23 protein-coding genes are annotated in these 21,109 nt (G+C 70.7%); 6 read left to right on the forward strand and 17 right to left on the reverse strand.

The window, feature by feature from the left end; all coding sequences use genetic code 11:
- Together V7Z97_RS00005 and rpsU are read right to left on the reverse strand one after the other, a co-directional pair.
- Positions 1-586 (reverse strand): ATP-dependent metallopeptidase FtsH/Yme1/Tma family protein (locus V7Z97_RS00005; RefSeq protein WP_334160544.1); only part of this gene is annotated, 586 nt, incomplete at its 3' end.
- Between the two features lie 182 nt (positions 587-768).
- On the reverse strand, positions 769-1,002 hold the full coding sequence (gene rpsU / locus V7Z97_RS00010; protein WP_091735317.1) for a 30S ribosomal protein S21: 234 nt from the start codon (positions 1,000-1,002) through the stop codon (positions 769-771).
- A gap of 186 nt (positions 1,003-1,188) precedes the next feature.
- Between rpsU and V7Z97_RS00015 the strand changes: the two genes are divergently transcribed.
- Entirely contained in the window at positions 1,189-1,860 is a 672-nt protein-coding gene (locus V7Z97_RS00015) for a COQ9 family protein (protein ID WP_334160545.1), read from the forward strand.
- Positions 1,861-1,879: 19 nt separating this feature from the next.
- Here the strand turns inward: V7Z97_RS00015 and V7Z97_RS00020 are convergent, their stop codons facing one another.
- Together V7Z97_RS00020 and purE are read right to left on the reverse strand one after the other, a co-directional pair.
- Positions 1,880-2,962: a 5-(carboxyamino)imidazole ribonucleotide synthase gene (locus V7Z97_RS00020; RefSeq protein WP_334160547.1), complete on the reverse strand. Its 1,083-nt coding sequence runs from the start codon at positions 2,960-2,962 to the stop codon at positions 1,880-1,882.
- A 9-nt stretch (positions 2,963-2,971) separates the two neighbouring features.
- Positions 2,972-3,466 (reverse strand): 5-(carboxyamino)imidazole ribonucleotide mutase, encoded by a 495-nt coding sequence (gene purE / locus V7Z97_RS00025; protein WP_334160549.1) that lies wholly within the window; start codon positions 3,464-3,466, stop codon positions 2,972-2,974.
- 116 nt (positions 3,467-3,582) lie between these two features.
- On the opposite strand from purE, the gene V7Z97_RS00030 reads away from it, so the two are divergent.
- The gene (locus tag V7Z97_RS00030; protein ID WP_334160550.1) at positions 3,583-4,311 is read left to right on the forward strand and encodes a GGDEF domain-containing protein; all 729 of its coding nucleotides are present in this window, start codon (positions 3,583-3,585) and stop codon (positions 4,309-4,311) included.
- 12 nt (positions 4,312-4,323) lie between these two features.
- On the opposite strand, the gene V7Z97_RS00035 is transcribed toward V7Z97_RS00030, so the two are convergent.
- From V7Z97_RS00035 to V7Z97_RS00045, 3 genes are read right to left on the reverse strand one after another with little or no spacing between them, the layout of a single operon-like run.
- Positions 4,324-4,539 carry a YdcH family protein gene (locus tag V7Z97_RS00035; RefSeq protein ID WP_334160552.1) on the reverse strand — a complete coding sequence of 72 codons (216 nt, stop codon included), beginning with the start codon at positions 4,537-4,539 and terminating at the stop codon, positions 4,324-4,326.
- Between the two features lie 13 nt (positions 4,540-4,552).
- Complete coding sequence (locus V7Z97_RS00040; RefSeq protein ID WP_334160554.1) at positions 4,553-4,999, reverse strand: TIGR02444 family protein; 447 nt, start codon at positions 4,997-4,999, stop codon at positions 4,553-4,555.
- Positions 5,000-5,003: 4 nt separating this feature from the next.
- Positions 5,004-5,603 carry a UbiX family flavin prenyltransferase gene (locus V7Z97_RS00045; protein ID WP_334160555.1) on the reverse strand — a complete coding sequence of 200 codons (600 nt, stop codon included), beginning with the start codon at positions 5,601-5,603 and terminating at the stop codon, positions 5,004-5,006.
- Positions 5,604-5,732: 129 nt separating this feature from the next.
- Between V7Z97_RS00045 and V7Z97_RS00050 the strand changes: the two genes are divergently transcribed.
- Positions 5,733-5,906, forward strand: coding sequence for a YdcH family protein (locus tag V7Z97_RS00050; protein ID WP_334160556.1), 174 nt, complete (start codon positions 5,733-5,735; stop codon positions 5,904-5,906).
- Positions 5,907-6,008: 102 nt separating this feature from the next.
- On the opposite strand, the gene V7Z97_RS00055 is transcribed toward V7Z97_RS00050, so the two are convergent.
- The 8 genes from V7Z97_RS00055 to V7Z97_RS00090 all read right to left on the reverse strand — a co-directional run bounded on the left by V7Z97_RS00055 (position 6,009) and on the right by V7Z97_RS00090 (position 16,215).
- Positions 6,009-6,692, reverse strand: coding sequence for a DUF1013 domain-containing protein (locus tag V7Z97_RS00055; RefSeq protein ID WP_334160558.1), 684 nt, complete (start codon positions 6,690-6,692; stop codon positions 6,009-6,011).
- 109 nt (positions 6,693-6,801) lie between these two features.
- Positions 6,802-8,532: a M10 family metallopeptidase C-terminal domain-containing protein gene (locus V7Z97_RS00060; RefSeq protein ID WP_334160560.1), complete on the reverse strand. Its 1,731-nt coding sequence runs from the start codon at positions 8,530-8,532 to the stop codon at positions 6,802-6,804.
- A 63-nt stretch (positions 8,533-8,595) separates the two neighbouring features.
- Positions 8,596-10,350: a M10 family metallopeptidase C-terminal domain-containing protein gene (locus V7Z97_RS00065; RefSeq protein WP_334160561.1), complete on the reverse strand. Its 1,755-nt coding sequence runs from the start codon at positions 10,348-10,350 to the stop codon at positions 8,596-8,598.
- Positions 10,351-10,514: 164 nt separating this feature from the next.
- Positions 10,515-11,261 carry a DUF72 domain-containing protein gene (locus V7Z97_RS00070; protein WP_334160563.1) on the reverse strand — a complete coding sequence of 249 codons (747 nt, stop codon included), beginning with the start codon at positions 11,259-11,261 and terminating at the stop codon, positions 10,515-10,517.
- 33 nt (positions 11,262-11,294) lie between these two features.
- On the reverse strand, positions 11,295-12,443 hold the full coding sequence (gene ribB / locus V7Z97_RS00075; protein ID WP_334160565.1) for a 3,4-dihydroxy-2-butanone-4-phosphate synthase: 1,149 nt from the start codon (positions 12,441-12,443) through the stop codon (positions 11,295-11,297).
- Positions 12,440-13,021, reverse strand: coding sequence for an NADPH-dependent FMN reductase (locus V7Z97_RS00080; RefSeq protein WP_334160566.1), 582 nt, complete (start codon positions 13,019-13,021; stop codon positions 12,440-12,442). Before V7Z97_RS00080 ends, ribB begins: the two co-directional genes overlap by 4 nt.
- On the reverse strand, positions 13,018-14,745 hold the full coding sequence (locus V7Z97_RS00085) for a class I adenylate-forming enzyme family protein (RefSeq protein WP_334160925.1): 1,728 nt from the start codon (positions 14,743-14,745) through the stop codon (positions 13,018-13,020). Before V7Z97_RS00085 ends, V7Z97_RS00080 begins: the two co-directional genes overlap by 4 nt.
- Positions 14,746-14,883: 138 nt before the next feature.
- The gene (locus tag V7Z97_RS00090; RefSeq protein ID WP_334160567.1) at positions 14,884-16,215 is read right to left on the reverse strand and encodes an acyl-CoA dehydrogenase family protein; all 1,332 of its coding nucleotides are present in this window, start codon (positions 16,213-16,215) and stop codon (positions 14,884-14,886) included.
- 118 nt (positions 16,216-16,333) lie between these two features.
- Between V7Z97_RS00090 and V7Z97_RS00095 the strand changes: the two genes are divergently transcribed.
- The gene (locus tag V7Z97_RS00095) at positions 16,334-17,038 is read left to right on the forward strand and encodes a M15 family metallopeptidase (protein WP_334160568.1); all 705 of its coding nucleotides are present in this window, start codon (positions 16,334-16,336) and stop codon (positions 17,036-17,038) included.
- On the opposite strand, the gene V7Z97_RS00100 is transcribed toward V7Z97_RS00095, so the two are convergent.
- On the reverse strand, positions 17,010-17,807 hold the full coding sequence (locus tag V7Z97_RS00100) for a crotonase/enoyl-CoA hydratase family protein (protein ID WP_334160569.1): 798 nt from the start codon (positions 17,805-17,807) through the stop codon (positions 17,010-17,012). The genes V7Z97_RS00095 and V7Z97_RS00100 overlap by 29 nt on opposite strands.
- An 85-nt stretch (positions 17,808-17,892) precedes the next feature.
- Here V7Z97_RS00100 and V7Z97_RS00105 point away from each other — a divergent pair, with 85 nt between their 5' ends.
- A complete protein-coding gene (locus V7Z97_RS00105; RefSeq protein ID WP_334160570.1) occupies positions 17,893-19,119 on the forward strand; it encodes a serine hydrolase domain-containing protein in 1,227 nt (408 codons plus the stop codon).
- On the opposite strand, the gene V7Z97_RS00110 is transcribed toward V7Z97_RS00105, so the two are convergent.
- The gene (locus V7Z97_RS00110) at positions 19,085-20,584 is read right to left on the reverse strand and encodes an MATE family efflux transporter (RefSeq protein WP_334160571.1); all 1,500 of its coding nucleotides are present in this window, start codon (positions 20,582-20,584) and stop codon (positions 19,085-19,087) included. The genes V7Z97_RS00105 and V7Z97_RS00110 overlap by 35 nt on opposite strands.
- A gap of 145 nt (positions 20,585-20,729) precedes the next feature.
- On the opposite strand from V7Z97_RS00110, the gene V7Z97_RS00115 reads away from it, so the two are divergent.
- Positions 20,730-21,062, forward strand: coding sequence for a hypothetical protein (locus V7Z97_RS00115; protein WP_334160573.1), 333 nt, complete (start codon positions 20,730-20,732; stop codon positions 21,060-21,062).
- The last annotated feature ends 47 nt before the right edge of the window (positions 21,063-21,109 follow it).

The following is a 21,109-nucleotide window of genomic DNA, read 5'->3' on the forward strand; positions in this document are numbered from 1 at the left end:
GGCCGATCAGCAGGGCGCCCTTGGGGATCTTGCCGCCCAGGCGCTGGAACTTCTGGGGATCCTTCAGGAAATCGACGACCTCCTGCAGCTCCTCCTTCGCCTCGTCGACGCCGGCCACGTCGTCGAAGGTGACCCGGTTCTTGTTCTCGGTCAGCAGCCGGGCCTTGGACTTGCCGAAGCCCATGGCGCCGCGCGCGCCGCCTTGCATCTGGCGCATGAAGAAGATCCACACGCCGATCAGGAGCAGGATGGGCAGGGCGTTCAGGAAGAAGCCCAGCAGGCCGGGGCCGCCGGCCGGCTTCACCGCAATATCGGCGCCCTGGCTCTCCAGGCGCTTGATCAGGTCTTCCTGGCTGGCCGGGGTGACGGCCGTGAAGGTCTTGTTGCCCTGGTCCCTGATCTGGACCGTGGCGCCCTGGATGACCGCCTGGCGCACCTCGCCGGAGTTCACCTTGGCGAGGAGCTGGGAATAGGTGATCTCGCCCTGGCCGCCGGCGGCGCGCCCGGCGCCCCCGGTCATCATGCTGTAGAGACCGACCAGGACGACGACGATGACGCCCCAGATGACGAGATTGCGCAGGTTCATGGACTAGGGACCGTCTCGCAAAGAGCTAGTGGCTTTCGTTCAAGATAGGGTGCCGACCGCCGTTCCACCAGCGAGGCCGTCCCGTGCGCGACCGAAGACCGCGCCTTGACCGCAAAACGCAAAGGGCCGCGCCTGGTGGCGCGGCCCTTCAACATCGTGACCGATGCGGCCGAAAGTAGCCGCTACCGGGCGGGCTTCTTCGGGGCCGCGATCAGGCCTTCGCGCTGGGCGCGCTTGCGGGCCAGCTTGCGGGCCCGGCGCACGGCTTCCGCCTTCTGGCGGGCGCGCTTTTCCGACGGCTTTTCGTAGTGCACGTGCCGCTTCATTTCGCGGAACGAGCCCTCGCGCTGCATCTTCTTCTTCAGCGCCTTGAGGGCCTGATCGACGTTGTTGTCGCGGACGAAAATCTGAACCAGGGGTCTCTCTCCTGTCGGTCGCTACACCGCCCGGCGCCCGTGACCCGGCATGGGGCGGCGGCGAGCGAACAAAAACATTGGGCCCGGAGGCGAACGGCCTTCGGGTTTGAGCGCGGGCAGATATCAGAAGAGATAGGCTGTGTCCACGCCGAGACGGCCGAAAGCCCGGGCGCTAAGATGGGTTCCATGACCGCGACCGCCGACACCGCCGAGGACTGGGCCCGAGGGGCCGAGCAGCAACTCCTGGAGCAGGCGATCCGCCTGGCTCCGCGGGAGGGCTGGACCTGGCGCATGGTGAAGCGCGCCGGCCGCGCCTGCGGCTTCTCCGAGGGCGAGACCGAGCTCCTGGTCCCGCATGGCGCCGCCGACCTCGCGGCCCTGTTCTCCCGCCGGCACGACCAGCGGGCGCTCCTGACGCTCGAGCCGCTCGACCCCGGAGCGCTGAAGATCCGCGAACGCATCGCCCGGGCGGTCGAGGCCCGGCTGGACGCGGCGGCCGCCGACGAGCCCGCCACCCGTCGCTGGGCCGGCTACCTGACCCTGCCGCTCAACCTCGGACTGGGCGGCCGGCTCGCCTGGGAGAGCGCCGACGTCCTCTGGCGCTGGGCCGGCGACGTGGCCACCGACGAGAACCACTATTCCAAGCGCGCCATCCTGGCCGGCATCCTGACCTCGGCGCTGGCGATCCGCATGGCCGAGGGGCGCGCCGAGGCGCTGAAGTACGTCGACCGCCGCATCGAGGACGTCATGCGCTTCGAGAAGTGGAAGGCCACCACCAGGCTCCGGCCGTCGGACTTCGCGACGGGGCTCGCCCAGGCCCTGGGCCGCATGCGCTACGGGTCCCGCCCCCCGGCTTGAGGATCTGCGGGCCAGCCGCTCAGTCCAGCGGCCTCACCTTGTTCACGTGGCCCATCTTGCGGCCGGGCTTGGCGTCGCGCTTGCCGTAGAGGTGGAGGCGGGCGTCGGGCTCGGCGGCGAGCCGGCGCCACTGGCCGGCCTCCTCGCCCAGCAGGTTGAGCATCTCCACCCGCGAACGCGCCTGCGAGGGGCCCAAGGGCCAGCCGGCCACGGCGCGGATGTGCTGCTCGAACTGGTCCACCTCGCAGCCGTCCTGGGTCCAGTGGCCGGTGTTGTGCACCCGCGGCGCGATCTCGTTCACCAGCAGCCGGCCGTCCTTCATCTCGAAGAGCTCGATACCGATCACCCCCACGTACTGCAGCCCGTCGAGCACCTGGCGGGCGATCTTCTCGGCCTGGTCCTTCAGGCCCTGGGACGCCTGGGCCGGCGCGATCGTCCGGCGCAGCACGCCGTTCTCGTGGTGGTTCTCGCCCAGCGGATAGACGGCGATCTCCCCGTCCCGGCCGCGGGCGGCGATGATCGACAGCTCGCGCACGAAGTCGGCCGGAGCCTCGACGATCACCGGCACGGAGCCCAGGGCCTCGAAGATGCGGGCCGCGTCGGGAGCGTGCTCCACCCATCTCTGGCCCTTGCCGTCGTAGCCTTCGCGGCGGGTCTTCATCAGCGCCGGCGCGCCGATCCGTTCGACGGCCTCGACGGCCGACGCCGAGCTGTCGGCGGCGGCGAAGGCGACGGTGGCCACCCCGCGGCCGTTGAGGAAGGTCTTCTCGTTCACCCGGTCCTGGGCGACGGCGAGCGCGCGGGGCCCAGGCGCCACGTCGACGCCGCGGGCGGCCAGCCACTCCACCGAGGAGGCGGGCACGTTCTCGAACTCATAGGTGACCACGTCGGTGAGCTCGGCGAGCCGGGCCAGCGCCGTCTCGTCGTCATAGCCGCCGACGATCAGGTGGGTGGCCGAGCGGCCGGCGGGGCTGTCGGCGTCACGCTCGAGGATGGCCACGTCGAAGCCGAGCCTGGCGGCGGCCAGCGCCAGCATGCGGCCGAGCTGGCCGCCGCCGAGGATGCCGATGGTCGAGCCCGGCGCGAGCGGGAAGCTGGGCATGGCGGGCTCTTACGCGTCCTCGACGGTCTCGGCGACGCTCGCCGTCTGGCGCGCCGTGAAGGCGGCCATGCGCTCGGCGAGCGCAGGATCGGAGAGCGCCAGAATCTTGGCCGCCATCAGGGCGGCGTTCTTCGCCCCGGCCTCGCCGATGGCGAGCGTGCCCACCGGGATGCCGGCGGGCATCTGGACGATGGACAGCAGGGAATCCATGCCCTTCAGCGCCCTGGACTCGATGGGCACGCCCAGCACCGGCAGCTCGGTGAGCGAGGCGGTCATGCCCGGCAGGTGGGCGGCTCCCCCGGCGGCGGCGATGATCACCTTGTGCCCGGCCGCCTTTGCGCCCTTGGCGAAGCTGTACATCCGCTCGGGCGTGCGGTGGGCGGAGACCACCTTGGCGTCGTAGTGGACGCCCAGGCTCTCCAGCATCTCGGCGGCGTGGCGCAGCACCGGCCAGTCGGAACGGCTGCCCATGATGATGGCGACGGGCGCGGCGGCGGCGCTCATGTGCTGGCGTTTCCGTAAGCGGGCCCCGGCCCGGAAGGCGGCGGAGTATAGGCGCCGGCTTTGCGCCCGCAACCGAGTGGCTTAGGATTCCTGCACGTCATAGACCGGCGGAGCCCATGAAGATCTTCGGCGCGCGCACCGAACCGTTCGTCGCCCCCCGCCCTCGGGCGGGCGAGAAGGCCGCCGCCGCGCCCCGGGTTCGGACGCCGGCGGCGCGCGGCGCCGACAGCACCGACTTCCTCGGCCTGCGGGAAACCGACCTCACCCCGCAGGTGAAGGGCGCGGTGGAGACCCTGCTGGCGGAGATCGACGAGCTTCGCGCCGAGGTCGGGCGGCTGAAGGCCAAGCTGGCCGAGACCGAGGGCCTGGCCGACCGCGACGCACTCACCCCGGTGCTGAACCGGCGGGCGCTGATGCGCGAGCTCTCGCGCATCCGGACCTTCGCCCTGCGCTACGGGAGCGCCGCGAGCCTCGTCTACTTCGACCTGGACGAGCTGAAGGGTGTCAACGACCGCTTCGGCCACGCCGCGGGCGATGCGGCGCTGAAAGCCGTGGCCGAGCGGCTGGCCGCCAACATCCGCGAGAGCGATGTCGTCGGGCGGATGGGCGGCGACGAGTTCGCGGTCATCCTGGCGCAGACCGACGCCCAGACGGCGGAGGCCAAGGCCCAGGCCCTGGCCCGGGCCGTGGAGACCCGGCCGGTGGACATCGGCGGCGACGAGGCCGCCCTGCGCGTCGCCTACGGCGTCTGCGAGATCACCGAGGACCTTGAGCCCGACGAGATCGTCGCCCGCGCCGACGCGGTCATGTACGCGCGCAAGCGGGCCCGCCGCGCCCTGCCCTGAACGGCCCCGCCGTCAGGCGATGATGTCGGGCGTGAGCAGGTCCTCGATGCGGACGATCTCATCCTTCAGGGCGAGCTTCTTCCGCTTCAGCCGGCCGATCAGCATCATGTCGGGCAGCGGCGACTGCGCCAGCGCCTGAATCGCCGCGTCGAAATCGGCATGGTCCTGCCGCAGCTCGGCGAGCCTCGCCTGCAGGGCTTCTTCGGATGCGTCGTCGAGGTCGTCCATGCTGATCCCGATCCTAGCCCAGGGCCGCGGCGAGGGCAGCCAGGGCCGGGTCGGGCGCGGGCGGTCCCCAGGCCTTCGAGGCGGCCTTCAGCGCCTGTAACGCGGGCGTCCCGCCACGGGTGTCGCCGGAGACGCCGGCCAGGGTCTCGAGCAGCAGGCGCTCGGCCCGCAGCTCCGCGGCCTTCACCTCCTCGCGCAGCGCCTCGCGGGCCCCGTCGTCCACCGGCGGGCAGGCGGGCTTCAGCGACCGGCGCGCCTGGCGCAGCGGCAGGAGGGCGGCCCGGTCCCAGCGGTAGGCGGCCTCGGCGGCGCGGGCGAGGACGGCCGCATCCGCGGTCTCGGCCCAGACCGCCCAGAGCAGCAGGCAGGTATTCTGGCCGTAGCGGTCCTGCAGCTCCAGGCAGGCGTCCGGCACGCCCGGACGGGCATAGGCGTCGAGCGCCCATTCCCACAGGCCCATCGCCTCAGCCCCCGACCGGGGCGGGACCCACGTCCCGGCCCCAGCGCTTCACCGGCGCCCAGGAGAGGCCGAAGAGGTCCAGCGCGCGGCCCACCGACTGGTCGACCATCTCCTCGATGGTCGCCGGGCGAGCGTAGAAGGCCGGCAGCGGCGGCGCGATCACCGCGCCCATCTCCGCCAGCCGGACCATGGTGCGCAGGTGACCCAGGTGCAGCGGCGTCTCGCGCACCATCAGCACCAGGGGGCGGCGTTCCTTCAGCACCACGTCGGCCGCCCGGGTGAGCAGGGAAGACGTCACGCCCGTCGCGATCTCGCTCATGGTGCGCACCGAGCAGGGGGCGACGATCATGCCGAGCGTCGGAAAGGAGCCGGAAGCCACCGAGGCTCCGATGTCGGAAACCTTGTGCGTCACGTCCGCGCGCGAGACCGCGTCGGCGACGGCGAGGCCTGTTTCCTGGGTGAGGGTGAGCGCGGCAGCCTTGCTGACGATCAGGTGGCTTTCGACGCCCAGGTCGCGACAGGCGTCGAGCACGCGCAGTCCGTAGACGACCCCGGAGGCCCCGGAGAGGCCGACCACCAGTCTCGGGCGCTCGCTTTTCGTCATGCGGAAGGTCCCCAACGCCCGAACCGGAGGCGCCGCTCCAGCTTCGCCGTCAGCAAACATATGTGATCTGACAGCCGCGGAAAGCGGGTGTTCTCTTTCCGATGCTCAACAGCGAGGAGACGTAACGTCATGGCCGTGGAAGCCAGGATCCGTGAACTCGGATCTCGCCACCAGTCCCTGGAGCTCGCGATCCAGGAAGAGCTGCGCAGGCCCGCCACCGACGATCTCAAGCTGAAGGAACTCAAGCGACAGAAGCTCAAGCTCAAGGAAGAGCTGGAAGCCCTGCGCAGCCATCTGCACTAGGCCCCACCCCGCTCAGGCCGGCAAGGGCGGGGAGCGAGGGCGGACTTCCGTCACACCCGGCCCCCGCCTGGGCCCCGGCCTGCGCCGGGGTCCGCGACATCCCTAGTCCTCGTCGCCCTCGTCCTGGTCGGCCCAGACGTCGGCCGCGGTGAGGTCGGTGCGCGCCGGGGCTTCCTCTTCCTCCACCACGCCGGTCTCGGACGCCGGGCGGAGCGTCGGCCCCTCGGGCTCGACGATGCCCTTGCGGGCGTCGTCCTTGGCCTTCTTCTCGGCCGCCTTCTTCACCACCGCGTCCAGCTCCAGCTGCGTGGCGAGGCCGAGCGTCACCGGATCCACGGGCTTGATGTTGGCCGAGTTCCAGTGCTGGCGGTTGCGCACCTGCTCGATGGTGGCCTTGGTGGTGCCCAGCAGGCGGGCGATCTGGCTGTCGGCCACTTCCGGGTGGTTGCGGACGAACCAGGCGATGGCGTCCGGACGGTCCTGGCGACGCGACACCGGCGTGTAGCGCGGCGCCTTCTTGACCGGCTTCAGGAGCTCGGCGTGGCGGCTCTTTTGGGCCACCATCCGGTACTTCTCGTTCTTCTCGGCCTTGTCCAGCTCGTCACGGGAGAGCTGGCCGTTGGCGATCGGGTCGGCGCCGCGGATGTCGCGCGCCACCTCGCCGTCGGCGATGCCCTTCACCTCGAGCGGGTGCAGGCCGCAGAAGTCGGCGATCTGGTCGAAGGTCAGCGAGGTGTTGTCCACCAGCCAGACGGCGGTCGCCTTCGGCATCAGGATTTCGGTCATGGTGGTACCTTGGGGGGTCGTCCGGAAATGAAGGCGCCCGGCCTTTCGGCCGGGCGGTGAGGGGTTCCATATAGGCCGGTTCCGCGTTCGAGGGAACGGGATTCCGCGTCTAGGCGCCGAAGATCCAGCCCGAGCCGAGGGCCGAGAGCTGGACGTCGACCAGAACCATCAGGTGGCCGCCGCCCATGTCGATGACGGTGTCCGCGCCCACCTGCGAAAGGGCGTAGGTCGTGCCCGGGTCGAGTTGCACCCGATCGCCCTCTGCGAAGCTGAAGTCCAGCACCCGATCGATCCCGGCGTCCTGCGAGCCGTGGAATATGTCCGCGCCGGCCCCGCCGGTGAGCGTGTCGTCGCCGCGGTCGCCGGACAGCCAGTCGTCGCCGGCCTCCCCCCGCACGTGGTCGGCCCCCTGGCCGCCCCGCATCAGGTCCGCGCCCGCGCCGCCCCACAGGAGGTCGTCGCCGAGGTTGCCGTAGACGATGTCGTCGCCGTCGTCGCCCATCAGCAGGTCGTTGTCCTGGCCGCCCACCACCCAGTCCCCGTCCGCACCGCCCGCGACGGTGTCGTTCCCGCGGTTGCCGTGGAGGTCGTCGAATTCTGCGCCGCCGGAAAGCGAGTCCGAGCCGTCGTCGCCGCGCAGGACGTCGCGTCCGCCCGCGCCGCCGTCGATGGTGTCGTTGCCCGAACCGCCGTGCAGCGCGTTGTCAGCGCCATTGCCGGTGATCCGGTCCGAGCCCAGCCCGCCCCTGGCGTTCTCGATCGTCACGCCCTGGGCGACGGCGACGTTGCCGGTCAGCCCGCCGACGTCGGAGAAGAAGCCCGCCCGCAGGTCGATGACCTGGCTGTTGGAATAACCGGAGAAGTCGAAGGTGTCCGTGCCGCCGGCGTCCCAGACGGCGAAGATCACCTTGGTGGCGTTCGACGTCGCCTCGAACCAGGGCCGTCCGGCGGTCGAATTGAAGCCGTAGACCGTGTCCCCCGTGCGGGTGGTCATGTTGGCGCCGTACTCCACCTGGATGGCGGCGATGTCGTCGAGCATGGGGGCCGAGGGATAGCGGCCGCCGAAGGACGCGCCCGTGGCGCCCTCGCTGAAGTAGCTCATCACCGTGTACTGCACGGTGTCCTGATAGTACTCGGCGTCGGTCGCATAGGTGATCGGCCGCTCGCCGTCCCCGGCGTCGTAGTCGCCCGGATGGGCCATGCCGATGGCGTGACCGATCTCGTGGACCAGCACCAGCCCGCCGCGGTTGGCAGCCGAGGGGGCGGCGTTGTAGCCGATCGAGCTGTTGATCCAGACGTCGCCCGACGAGGAGGAGAACGCGGGGTTGCCGGGGTAGGAGGCGAAGGCCGAGGCGCCGTCCACGCCGCTCGTGTAGTTGCCGAACAGGATCGAGGCGGCGTTCGAATAGGCCTCTTCGCCCGTCGTGCCGGTTCCCACCCGCACGAAGGTGATGTTGGCGGCGTCCGACCAGGCCTGCATGGCGAGCTCGGCCTGGGCCATCTGGGCGGCGTTGAAGCGTTCGAAGCCCGCCGCGTCGTCCGGCATGACCGGCGGCGCGCTGGCGCGGAAGGCGTAGGTGACCGTGTAGGGGAGGCCCGCCGCGGCCGACCAGCCGGGGGCAGGGTGCAGGGTCACCGTACCGTCGGGGTTGGTGACCTCGGTGAAGCCCGTCATCTGCAGCGCGGCCCGGTCGATCGAGAAGTTGTCCTTCCCGCCCACCTGGCCCACGCCGCGCTGGTCGGCATTGAGGTAACGGCCGCCCGGATCGCCGCCGAAGCCGGCGACATAGGCGTCGAACCCGTGATCCGCCCTATCCTGAGCCGCTTGCGACCCGTCCATGCTCCGCCCCCGACACGCCCCGGGAAGGAGTGTTAGGCGGGCCGCCGCATGGCGGCAATGCGCCTAAAGCACCCAGCCTGCGGCGAGCGAGGAGACCTGCACGCCCACCAGGATCATCTGGTGGCCGCCGCCCATGTCGAGCACCGCGTCGGCGCCCACCTGCCGCAGGACATAGGTCGTGCCCGGGTCGAGTTGCACGCGGTCGCCCTCGGCGAGGTTGAAGTCCAGCACCCGGTCGATGCCGGCGTCCTGGGAGCCGTGGAAGATGTCCGCGCCCGCGCCGCCGGTCAGGGTGTCGTCGCCGCGGTCGCCGGAGAGCCAGTCGTCGCCGGCCTCGCCGCGCAGGGTGTCCGCGCCCTGGCCGCCGCGGATGAGGTCGGCGCCGACGCCGCCGTAGAGCACGTCGTCGCCCATGTTGCCGTAGACGATGTCGTCGCCGTCGTCGCCCATCAGGACGTCCTGGTCCTGGCCGCCGACTACCCAGTCGTTCCCCGCCCCGCCCGCGGCGGTGTCATTGCCGCGGTTGCCGTTGATGTCGTCGAACTCGGCGCCGCCGGAGATCGAGTCCGCCCCGTCGTCGCCGCGCAGGTAGTCGCGCCCGCCGGCGCCGCCGATCGTGTCGGCGCCGGAGCCGCCCTGGATGTCGTTGGCCGCCTCGTTCCCGGTGATCCGGTCGGAGCCGAGCCCGCCCCTCGCGTTCTCGATGGTGACGCCCTGGGCCACCGCCACATTGCCACGCAGGCCGCCGACGTCCGAGAAGAAGCCGGCGCGCAGGTCGATGACCTGGCTGCTGGAGTAGCCGGAGAAGTCGAAGGTGTCCGCCCCCCCCGCGTCCCAGACGGCGAAGACCAGCTTGGCGGCGCTGGAGCCGGCGACGAACCAGGGCCGGTCCGCGGTGGCGTTGAAGCCGTAGACCGTGTCCCCGGTGCGGGTGGTCATCCGGGCGCCGTATTCGAGCTGGGCCGCGGCGATGTCGTCCAGCAGCGGGGCGGCCGAATGGGTCCCGCCGAAATTGCCGCCGGTGTTGGACTCGCTGAAGTAGCTCATCACCGTGTACTGGCGGGAGTCCTCGTAGTAGGTGGCGTTCCCCGAATAGGTGATCGTGCGGCCGTCGCCGGCGTCGTAGTCCGCCGGATGGGCCAGGCCTATCGCGTGGCCGATCTCGTGCACCATGACCATGCCGCCGTAGTTCCCGACCGTCGGGCTCGCGTTGTAGGCGATCGAGGAATTGACCCAGACGTCGCCCGCCCGTGAGCTGGGGCTCGTCGAACCGGGATAGGACGCGAAGGCGGAGGCGCCGGAGACACCTGTCGTGTAGTTGGCGAACAGGATGGCGGCGCTGTTGGAATAGGCCCCCTCGCCGCTCGCGCCGGCGCCAACCCGCACGAAGGTGATGTTGGCCACGTCCGACCAGCCCTGCAGGGCGAGCTCGGCCTGGGCGATCTGGGCGGAATTGAACCTCTGGAAGCCGCCGGCGTCATCCGGCATCGTCGAGGGCGCGGTCGACCGGAAGGCGTAGCTGACGGTGAAGGGGGTGCGCAGCGCCGCCGACCAGCCTGGATCGCCGCGGACGATCTGCCAGGCCGCCTCGTCGATGGAGAAGCTGGGCTTGCCGTTGGTGGCCATGCCGTCGCGCTGGTCGGCGTTCAGGTAGGCCTGCGGGCCGAAGACCTCGCCGTCGCCCGCGAGGGCCACGACCGGCTCGTCCACGACCACCGCCTGGCCCGCGCACACCGGGCAGGCGCAGCGCAGGGTCATCGGCTCGTGGACGTAGCTCGGGGACGGATCGCCGGCGAAGGCGGGAAAGGACGCGGACATGGGCAAGCGAGCTCTGCTATAAAACCCATCCCCTTCAAAGGTTTACGGGACATGGGCTCACCCGGCAACCGCCCGGGCCAGCGGCGAATACGCGCAGCCCTAGATGTGGTGGGCGCCCTCCGCTTCACCCCCCGCCGGTCGCGGCGGGTTGACGCAGGGGAAAGCTAGGCCGCCGGCCGGTAGGCGACGGTCCCGGTGATCTGCTTCAGCGTCTCGGCGTCGAACGGCGCGGCGCTTTTGATGTCGTTGTCGAAGTAGGCGTAGACGTCGCGGCCCGCCGCCCGGAAGCGGGCGATGTGGTCGGCCCACATGGCGAGCTCGGCGTCCGGATAGCGGCCATGGTAGCGCCCGCCTGGGCCGTGGCCGCGCACATAGACCCAGGAGGCGGTGACCTCCCACGGCGCCGGCGCGTGGTGGTGGTCGGAGATGCAGAGGCTGGCGTCGAAGTCGGAGAGAATCCGGAAGACCGCGGGATCGTACCAGGACGGGTGGCGGAACTCGACGGTGTGCCGCCGCCCCTTGGGCAGCAGCTTCAGGAAGCCCGCCAGCCGCTCGTCGTTGCGCCGCAGCTGCGGCGGCAGCTGGATCAGCGCCGGGCCGCAGTGCTCGGCCAGCGGCGCCATGCGGCCGAACACCAGGGCGACGGGTTCGGCGCAGTCGTTCAGCTTCTTGTTGTGGGTGATGAAGCGGCTGACCTTCCAGGCGTAGACGAAGCCTTCGGGCGCGCGCTCGCGCCAGCCCTCCACCATCTTCTCGGACGGCAGGCGGTAGAAGCTGGCGTTGATCTCCGCGGTGTCGAAGCGGGTGGCGTAGTACTCCAGCCGCTCCCGGTCCTTGGTCCCCGGCGGATAGAAGGGGCCGGTCCAGTCCTTGTAGACCCACCCCGAGCAGCCGATGCGCAGTTGGCTCATGCTCCCTCAAGGAGGAGGAGCCCGGATCGGTTCCTACTCCAGCGGGACCCGGCCGACGATCCGCAGGCCGTAGCCGGCCGAGCCCGGCAGGATGGTCTTCGACGAGGTCAGCAGCAGCATGTCACGCACGCCGAGGTCGATGAGGATCTGGGCGCCGATGCCGTAGTCGCGCAGGACGTTCTGGCTGTGGTCGGCCTGCGGCTGGCCGTAGCGCTCGGAGAGCCAGTGCGGATTGGAGTCGCGGATGAACACCGCCACGCCGGCCCCGTCGTGCTCGGTGAGGGCCTCCAGCGCCTTCGGCACGTATTCGCGACGAGCCTCCACCGCGCCCAGCATGTCGGAGGCCATGTCCACCCGGTGCATGCGCACCAGGGTCGGCTTGTCCGGGTCGATGCGGCCGCGGGTCAGCACCACGTGCTCGGTCTGGTCGATCACGTTGCGGTAGATGACCATCCGGAAGCGGCCGCCGTAGGCGCTGTCGAACGGCGTCTCCAGCACCCGCTCGACCTGCCGCTCGGTGCGGCGGCGGTAGGCGATCAGGTCGGCGATGGTGCCGATCTTCAGCCCGTGGAGCTGGGCGAAGGCCACCAGGTCCGGCAGGCGGGCCATGGAGCCGTCGTCGTTCATCACCTCGCAGATCACGCCCGCCGGATTGAGGCCGGCCATCCGGCTGATGTCGACCGCGGCCTCCGTGTGGCCAGCGCGGACCAGCACGCCGCCGTCCTTAGCCACCAGGGGAAAAACGTGGCCGGGCGAGACCACGTCGTCGGCGCTCTTGGTCGGGTCGATGGCGACGGCGACCGTATGCGCCCGGTCATGGGCCGAGATGCCGGTGGTGACGCCCTCGCGGGCCTCGATCGAGACGGTGAAGGCCGTGCCGTGGCCGGACTGGTTGTCGGTCGCCATGGGCGGCAGGCGCAGCTGGCGGGCCCGCTCGGCCGTGATCGACAGGCAGATCAGGCCGCGCGCGTGCTTGGCCATGAAGTTGATCTGGTCCGGGGTCGCGAACTGCGCCGGGATGATGACGTCGCCCTCGTTCTCCCGGTCCTCGGCGTCCACCAGGATGTAGGGCCGCCCGTTGCGGGCGTCCTCGATGATGTCCTCGATGGGGCTGATGGCGGAGGACACGGAGTCGTCCTCCTTGGCGGTGTCGGCGGGGGTGACCAGGTAGGGGCGCTTCATCGGGAAACTCGCATGGTGGCGAAGTCCATCACCTGCTCGGCCACGGTCGTGAGCTGCCAGGCGTCCTTCGCCTCGCGGCACGCGCCCGCCTCGTCGAACAGGCCGGTCGTCGCGTTCAGGGCCGCGCCGAACGGCGTCGGCCAGCCCCGCATGGCATGTATGATCGCACGCACCGCCATCAAAGTCGTGCCCGCCGCCTGCCAGCCATCGGCAGTGACGATGACGCCCACCGGCCGCCCCTGGAAATAGGGCGCGGCGTCCTCGCGGGTCAGCTCCAGGGTGTCGAGCGCGTTCTTCACAAGGCCCGACATGGAACCGTGGTAGCCGGGGGTGGCGATGATGACCCCGTCCGCGGCGCGCATGGCGTCGGCCAGCTCCCGCTGGGCCTCGCTGGACTCGCCGGGGCGTGGGTCGAACACCGGCAGCCGGCTCAGGAACTCCCCGCCGAGCAGGCGGGTGTCGGCGCCGGCGGCCTCGGCGGCGCGCAGGCAGCAGGCGAGCGCCTTCTCGCTCGAGGAGCCCGGACGGATGGTGCCGCCCAGGCCCACGATCAGCGGGCGCTTCGCCACAGCCGTCATGCGCTCTCCGTCTCGGCGGCGAACACCTTCTTCAGCTCGGTCTTGAGGATCTTGCCGTTGGCGTTGCGCGGCAGGGGCTCGGGCCAGAAGGCGACCTTCACCGGAACCTTGAACGCCGCCAGCCGGGCGCGCACGGAGTCGCGAAGCTCGGCTTCCGTGGCCGAGCCGCCGGGCCGCAGGTGAACCACCGCGGCGGGCTCCTCGCCCAGGGTCTTGTGGGGCGCGCCCACGATCGCTGCGTCCATCACGTCCGGGTGATCGTAAAGCACGTTCTCGACCTCCACGCAGTAGATGTTCTCGCCGCCGCGGATCAGCATGTCCTTGGCCCGGTCGATGACGAACAGGAATCCTTCTTCGTCGAGGCGCGCCAGGTCGCCGGTGCGCAGCCAGCCGTCGACGAAGGTCTCGGCGGTGGCGTCCGGCTTGTTCCAGTAGCCCTTCACCACCTGCGGCCCCTTCACCCAGAGCTCGCCCACGGCGCCCGTCGGGAGCACGGCTGTCCCGTCCGCGGGGTCGCGGACCTGCATCTCGCCCACCGGCGCGGCCGGGCCGGCGCTGTCCGGACGGGCCAGGTAGTCGCGGCCCATGTGCGAGGTGAAGGTGGCTGTGGTCTCGGTCATGCCCCAGCCGTTGCCCGGCTGGGAGCCGGGGAAGACCTCGGCGATCTTGCGCACCAGCTCCGGGGCGGACGGCGCGCCGCCGTAGGTCACCGCCTGCAGGGACGACAGGTCATACTTCGTCCGGTTCGGATGCTCGATGATCTGCCAGGCGATGGTGGGGACCCCGCCGGTGGCGTTGACCTTCTCGCGTTCGATCAGCTGCATGGCGGCCTCGGCCTCGAAGCGGCGCATGAAGACCAGCTTGCCGCCGGCGTTCATCGAAGGGCCGAGCGTCGCCGACAGGCCCGTGGCGTGGAACAGCGGCACCACCAGCAGGGTGCAGCGCTGGGGCAGCTTGTGCGGGTCGCTCTCCGGCAGCGGCTCGCCCGCCCGCAGGAAGTTCCGCGCCGCCGAGATGCCGCCGGCCCCGATGTTCGAGGTCATGTTGCGGTGGGTTCCCAGCGCCCCCTTCGGCTTCCCGGTGGTGCCGGAGGTGTAGAGGATGGTGGCGTCGTCGTCGGCCTCCAGCGGCACGTCCGGCGGCGGCAGGTCTGCCAGGCCGCTCCAGCCGCTCACCGGCCCCACCACCTCGTCCAGCGGGCGCACGCGGGCGTCGCCCGCCTCAGCCTTCAGCCGCGCCACGTAGACCCGCGCGAGCTCGGGGCAGGCGTCGAGGTGTGGCAGGATCCGCTCCAGCCGCTCGTCGTCCACCAGGGCGACCTTGGTTCCGGAATCGGCCAGGCCGTACTCCAGCTCCGCGCCGGTCCACCAGGCGTTCAGCGGCGTGACGATGGCGCCGGCGAGGATCCCGGCGAAGAAGGCAACCGGCCATTCCGGCAGGTTGCGCATGATCACCGCCACCCGGTCGCCCTTGCGCACGCCGTCGGCCTGCAGCTGGCGCGCCAGCCGGATCGTGGCGCGGGCGAACGCCTCGTAGGTGACCCGGTCGTCCTCGTAGACCATGAACTCGCGCTCGCCGAAGGCGCGGCCGTTCAGGAAGACGTCGCGCAGGGTCGGCGGCGCATTCTTCCAGACCCGCGTCGGGATTCCGCGGATCACCTTCTCCTCGATCTCGAAGCGGGCGCCGGGCGCGGTGAGCTGCGCGTGCGCCTCGGCGATGGACATGACCGGCCAGGTGTCAGCCAAGGGGATGCTCCAGAAGACAGGTCATCCCGGCCGCAGGGTCGCGCGGGCCGGACCCGGGAGTGAACCCTAGCCCCGCCCCGGCCGGCGTCCGGGATGACGGATGTTATAGACGATAGGTCAGACGGGTTCGGACTTCTTCTCACGCCGACCCGCGTAGTGCTCGCGGATCTCGCCCAGCTCCTTGGCGTAACGCTTCTCCGCCTCCTCCCTGAGCTTCGGGATGTGGTAGGCGGGGAACAGGTCGTTGTCGGGCCGGTAGTCCTTGAGGACCTGCTTGGCGACGGTGACCTTGTGGACCTCGGTGGGGCCATCGGCGATGCCCATGACCAGACTGGACGTCACCATGTGCATGAACGGCATCTCGTTGGAGACGCCCAGGGCCCCGTGCAGGTGCGCCGCCTTGGTGGCAATGTCGTGGTAGACTTTGGGCATGGCCACCTTGATGGCGGCAATGTCCTTGCGGACCTTCTGGTAGTCCTTGTGCTTGTCGATCAGCCAGGCGGTGCGCAGCACCAGCAGCCGGAACATCTCCAGCTGGATCCAGGAATCGGCGATCTGCTCCTGCACCATCTGCAGGTCGGCCAGCCGGCCGTCGCGGGTGGTGCGTGACACCGCCCGCTGGCACATCAGGTCGAGTGCGTGCCTGCAGGCGCCGACGGTGCGCATGGCGTGGTGGACGCGCCCGCCGCCGAGGCGGGTCTGGGCGATGACGAAGGCCGCGCCGCGGTCGCCCAGCAGGGCCTCGTAGGGCACGCGCACGTCGTTGTAGCGGACGTAGCCCTCGTTGCCGCCGCCGATCTCTCCGCCGCCGCCCACGGCGACGTTGCGCACGATCTCCACGCCGGGCGTGTCGGTGGGCACCAGGAAGATGGAGGTGCGCCGGTAGGGGTCCTTCGCGTCGGGATCGGTGATCGCATAGACCACCAGCAGTTTCGAATGCTTGGCGTTGGTGGAGAACCACTTCTCGCCGTTGATCATCCAATCCTCGCCGTCGAGAACCGCCCGGGTGCGGAAGGTGAGCGGGTCGGAGCCGCCGGTGGGCTCGCTCATCGAGAAGGCGGAGCGGATCTCGCCGTTCAGCAGCGGTTGCAGCCAGCGCGCCTTCTGGGCTTCGGTCCCGTAGTGGGCGATGATCTCGGCGTTGCCGGTGTCGGGCGCCTGGCAGCCGAAGATGGTGGGCGCCAGGCTGTTGCGCCCCAGCTTCTCGTTCATCAGGGCGAGCTTGAGCTGGCCGAAGCCCTGGCCGCCCAGTTCGGGGCCCAGGTGGCAGGCCCACAGGCCCTCGTCCTTCACCTTCTGCTGCAGCGGCCGGATGAACTTCTCGCGGCCCTGGGTGCTGTGCGCCACCAGGCCGAGGTGCGAGAGGGGTTCGACCTCCTCGCGCATGAAGTCCTCGATCCAGTCCAGCTTCTTCTGGAACTCCGGGTCGGTCTCAAAATCCCAAGCCATCAGCTCCTCCCCGCCGCTTTTCGATTTTCGTATCTTCGGTACGATTTCGCGTCCCCGGCCGGTTGTCAAACACCCCTTGGCGACTTGCCAGTGAACGCCGCACGCCTAAGCTCGGCGCATGAGACCGTTCGCCGCCGTCCTCGCCGCCATGCTGCTGCTCTGGAGCGCGCCTGCGGCGGCGCGGACCGTCCGCCCCGATCCTGCGGCGCTGCGGATCGCGGCGATGGCCGCAACGCCGCCCGTCGAGGGGGCGAAGCGACCCTTCGACCTCGTCGACCTGCGCACGGTCGATCCGGGCGTCCGTCTGGATATCCGTTACGCCACGGCGAACAACTTCATGGGCTTCCCGCTCTACGACGGCGCCGAGGCCTGGCTGCAGCGCCCCGCCGCCGAGGCGCTCGGCCGGGTGGCGGCGTCGCTCAGGCCGCAAGGTTACGGCCTGCTGATCCACGACGCCTACCGGCCCTGGTTCGTGACCTGGATGTTCTGGGAGACCACGCCGCCGGAGAAGCGCGAGTTCGTCGCAGACCCGGCGCAGGGGTCGCGGCACAACCGGGGCTCCGCGGTGGACCTCACCCTCTACGACCTGAAGACCGGCCGGGCGGTGGAGATGCCCTCCGGCTACGACGACTTCAGCCCGCGGGCCTATCCCGAGTATGCCGGCGGAACGCCGCGCCAGCGGGCGATGCGCGACCTCCTTCGCCGGGAAATGGAGGCGCAGGGCTTCACCGTCTATCCGCAGGAGTGGTGGCACTTCGACCACCGGGACTGGCGCGAGTACGGCATCGGCAACGTCAGTTTCGAAGCGTTGGACCCACGCTAGTCTGGAACGCCCCGCCGCGGCCCTCGCCGGCGGCGAAGCGGGCGGCGCCTTCACGGCTGGAACCGGAGCGCAGGGTCTCCATGCCCAGGCGGTGTTCGTGGGCCTGGGCCGCGTCCCAGTCCATGCCCCACTGGTCGATGGCCGACAGCCGGTCGTTGCGCAGGCAGAGCTGCGGGAAGGCCGAGATCTGGCGGGCGAGATCCAGCGCCGCCGCCAGCGCGCCGCCCCGCGGCGCGAGCCGGTTGGCCAGGCCGATCTGGAAGGCCTCATCGGCGGGGACCGGGCGGCCGGTGAGGATCAGGTCCATGGCGCGGGAATGGCCGATGAGCCTGGGCAGGCGCACCGTGCCGAGATCGATCAGCGGCACCCCGAACCGCCGGCAGAAGACCCCGAACACCGCGCCCTCGGCGGCCACGCGCAGGTCGGCCCAGCAGGCCACCTCCAGCCCGCCGGCCACGGCATAGCCCTCGACCGCGGCGATCACCGGCTTGCCGAGCCGGAGCCGGGTGCAGCCCATGGGGCCGAGGTCGCCTTCGGGCAGGACGGGGTTGCCGGCGCCCTCGGCCACTCCTTTGAGGTCCGCGCCGGCGCAGAAGTTGCCGTCCCGGCCCTGCAGCACGGCGACGTCCAGGCCGGGGTCGACGTCGAAGCGCCGGAAGGCCTCGTAGAGCTGGCGGGCGGTCTCGCCGTCCACGGCGTTGCGGCGCTCGGGCCGTTCGATGGTGACGACTGCGGTCCGGCCGTCGGTCTCGTAGCTCACGGTCGGCATGGGGGCTCCTCCTGATCCGCATCGTCGAGCTTGCGACGGTCGGGAAGGCAAGGGCAAAGAGGTGGCCCGACCGGAAGGAGCGCGCATGAGCAAGGCCAAGTCCCTGGGTTTCTCGCCCGAGCGCCTGCAGCGGATCGACCGCTTCCTGCAGGAGAAGTACGTCGGCCCGGGCCGCATCCCGATGGCCCAGTTCGTCCTGGCGCGCGACGGCGAGGTGGTCCACCAGAGCCTGGTCGGCCAGCAGGACCCGGAGCGGAACGTCCCGCTCGCCGAGGACACCGTCTTCCGCATCTACTCCATGACCAAGCCGGTCACCTCGGTGGCCCTGATGACCCTGGTCGAGGAGGGACGGATCGCCCTGGACGATCCGGTGTCGAAGCACATCCCCGAATGGAAGGACCTGGGCGTGTTCGCCGCCGGGACCTGGCCGGTCTTCGCCACCACGCCGCCCGCACGGCCGATGCAGGTGGTGGACCTGATGCGCCACACCGCGGGCCTGACCTACGGCTTCCAGAACCGCACCAACGTCGACGCCGCCTATCGTGAGCTGAAGGTCGAGGCGACCTGGGGCGGGACCGACCTGGAGGGCATGATCGACCAGCTCTCCCGCCTGCCGCTGGAGTTCGCGCCGGGCGAGGCCTGGAACTATTCCGTGGCCACCGACGTGGTCGGCTACCTGGTGCAGAAGGTGGCCGGCAAGCCGCTGGACGAGGTGCTGGCGGAGCGGATCTTCCAGCCGCTGAAGATGGCCAGCACCGGCTTCTCGGTGCGGGAGGACCAGCAGGCCCGGTTCGCCGCCTGCTACGAGGCCAAGCTCGGCGGCGGCATGAAGCTGCAGGACGATCCGGCGAAGAGCCCGTTCCTGCGCGCCCCCAAGCTCCTCTCCGGCGGCGGCGGCCTGGTCTCGACCGCGGCGGACTATCTGCGCTTCGCCAACATGCTGCTGAACGGCGGCGAGCTCGACGGCGCGCGGATCCTGTCGCCCAAGACCCTCCGGCTGATGGCGTCGAACCACCTGCCGGGCGGCGGCGACCTGACCCAGATGTCGCGCTCTCTGTTCTCCGAGAGCACCAACGCCGGCATCGGCTTCGGCCTCGGGTTCGCCGTGGTGTTCGACCCGCCCAAGACCCTGATCCCCTGCTCCATGGGCGAGTTCTACTGGGGCGGCATGGCCTCGACGGCGTTCTGGGTGGACCCGGTGGAGAAGGTCACGGCGGTGTTCATGACCCAGCTCATCCCGTCCTCGACCTACGCCATCCGGCGCGAGCTCAGGACGCTCACCTACGCGGCCCTGACGGACTCGTACGGCTGAGCGCCTCGGCGGCGGCCTCGGTCTCCTCCACCCCCGCGGGTGGACCCATGCCGGTGTCCAGCGCCTCACCGTGCGGGGTGGCGGTCGGCAGCATCTTCGCCGTCCGCCAGCCGCCCCACAGGTAGTAGCCCGCCGCCAGCAGGACCATCACCACGCTGCCGGCCGGGAAGCTGACCCAGATGGCGTCGGCGCCCAGCATCGGCGTCAGCGCGTTGGCGAGCGGGATCCGCACCACCCAGAGCGCGATCACCATGGCCAGGAGCGGCGGCCACACGGCGCCCGTGGCCCGCACCAGCCCATTGAAGATGAAGGCCATGCCGAACGGCACGAAGCCCCAGAGCACGACCTCGTTGATGTGCACGGCGATCGGCAGGGACGGGCTGCCGGCCGGCAGGAACGCCTGCAGGATGATCGGGTCCAGCCAGTAGATCAGGGCGATAGGCCCGGCGGAGAACAGGAAGGCGTAGAGCACGCCCACCCGGGCGATCTGGTCCACCCGATCCATGCGCCCTGCGCCGACGTTCTGGGCGGCCATGGAGGAGACCGCCGCGCCCAGCGCCATGGCCGGCATCTGCACATAGGTCCAGACCTGCACCGCCGCCCCGTAGGCCGCCGCCGTCTGCGAGCCGTAGCCGTTGACCAGGCTCATCATGGTCACCGCAGCGAGGCTGACGACCATCATCTGGAAGGCCATCGGCAGGCCCTTGAAGATCAGCGTCCGCACGACGGTGAAGTCGGGGCGGAACGTCCGCCATTCGGCCGGCGTCAGCACCAGCAGGCTCTTCTTCCGGTAGAGGTGGACCAGCATGACGGTCAGGGCCGTGCTCTGGGCGATCAGGGTCGCGGTGGCCGAGCCCACGATTTCGAGCTGCGGGAACGGCCCCACGCCGATGATCAGCAACGGGTTCAGCGTCACCTCGAGGCCCACCGCGCCGAGGGCGAAGAGGAAAGGCGTGCGAGAGTCCCCCGCGCCCCGCTGGGCCATCATCATGAAGGCGAAGAAGTAGAGCACCGGCAGGGCGGCGAAGATCACCCGCAGGTACGCGATGGCGTCGGGGCGGGCGTCCAGCGGCGTGCCCATGCCCCCCAGGATCGCCGGGGTCAGGGTGAAGCCCGCGACGCCCACCACGATGGAGATGGCGATGAAGAACAGGGTCGCCGTGCCGACCACGCGGGTGGCGAGCGCCCGGTCGGCGGCGCCCACCGCCTGGCCGATCATGATGTTGGCCGCCATGCTCATCCCGAACACGGCCCCCAGCATCAGGAAATATATCTGGTTGGAGTTGGAGATGGCGGTCAGCGCCGCCTCGCCCAGCACGTGGCTGACCCAGATGGCGTTGGCCGAGCCGTTCACCGACTGCAGGATGTTGGAGCCCATCACCGGCAGGGCGAACAGCAGCAGGGTCTTGCCGATCGGGCCGGTGGTCAGGTCGCGGCCCGCGGCGGTGTTGGTCCTGGCTGTCACGTCCCCGTCCCCCGCCCCCTGTCTCCGCGGGGATTCGCCTCAAGTGTACGGGCCGGCGCTCGACCGGTTCAAGCGGCGCCGCAGGGGAACGGAACGGCGGTACGCCACAGCCGTTCGGTCGGGATACCGACACGAGGAGATCCAGATGCGACAGATGATCATACTGGCCGGGGCCGCGGTCGCGGCGGCGTCCCTGGCGGGCTGCGCCACCACCGACAGCTACGCCTCCGCCTGCCAGCGGGACTATGAGCGCAACCGCGCCGCGGCCACCGCCGCCGGTGCGGTGCTGGGCGGCGCGGCCGGCGCGGCCGTCGCGGACAACGACGCCGCCGGGGCCGCCATCGGCGCTGCGGCTGGCGGCCTCATCGCCAACCAGCTCGCCCGCAAGGACGATCCCTGCGGCTACGGCTTCGGCGGCTACCCTGTCGACCGCCGCTACGGCTACTGGGACGAGCGCACCGGCCGCTGGCGGCGCTGAGCCCGTCCCGCCGGGCCGACCCCTCGCGCACACCGCGCGAGGGTTGA

It is taken from the genome of Phenylobacterium sp. (assembly GCF_036821595.1).
In the GTDB taxonomy this organism is placed as follows: domain Bacteria; phylum Pseudomonadota; class Alphaproteobacteria; order Caulobacterales; family Caulobacteraceae; genus Phenylobacterium.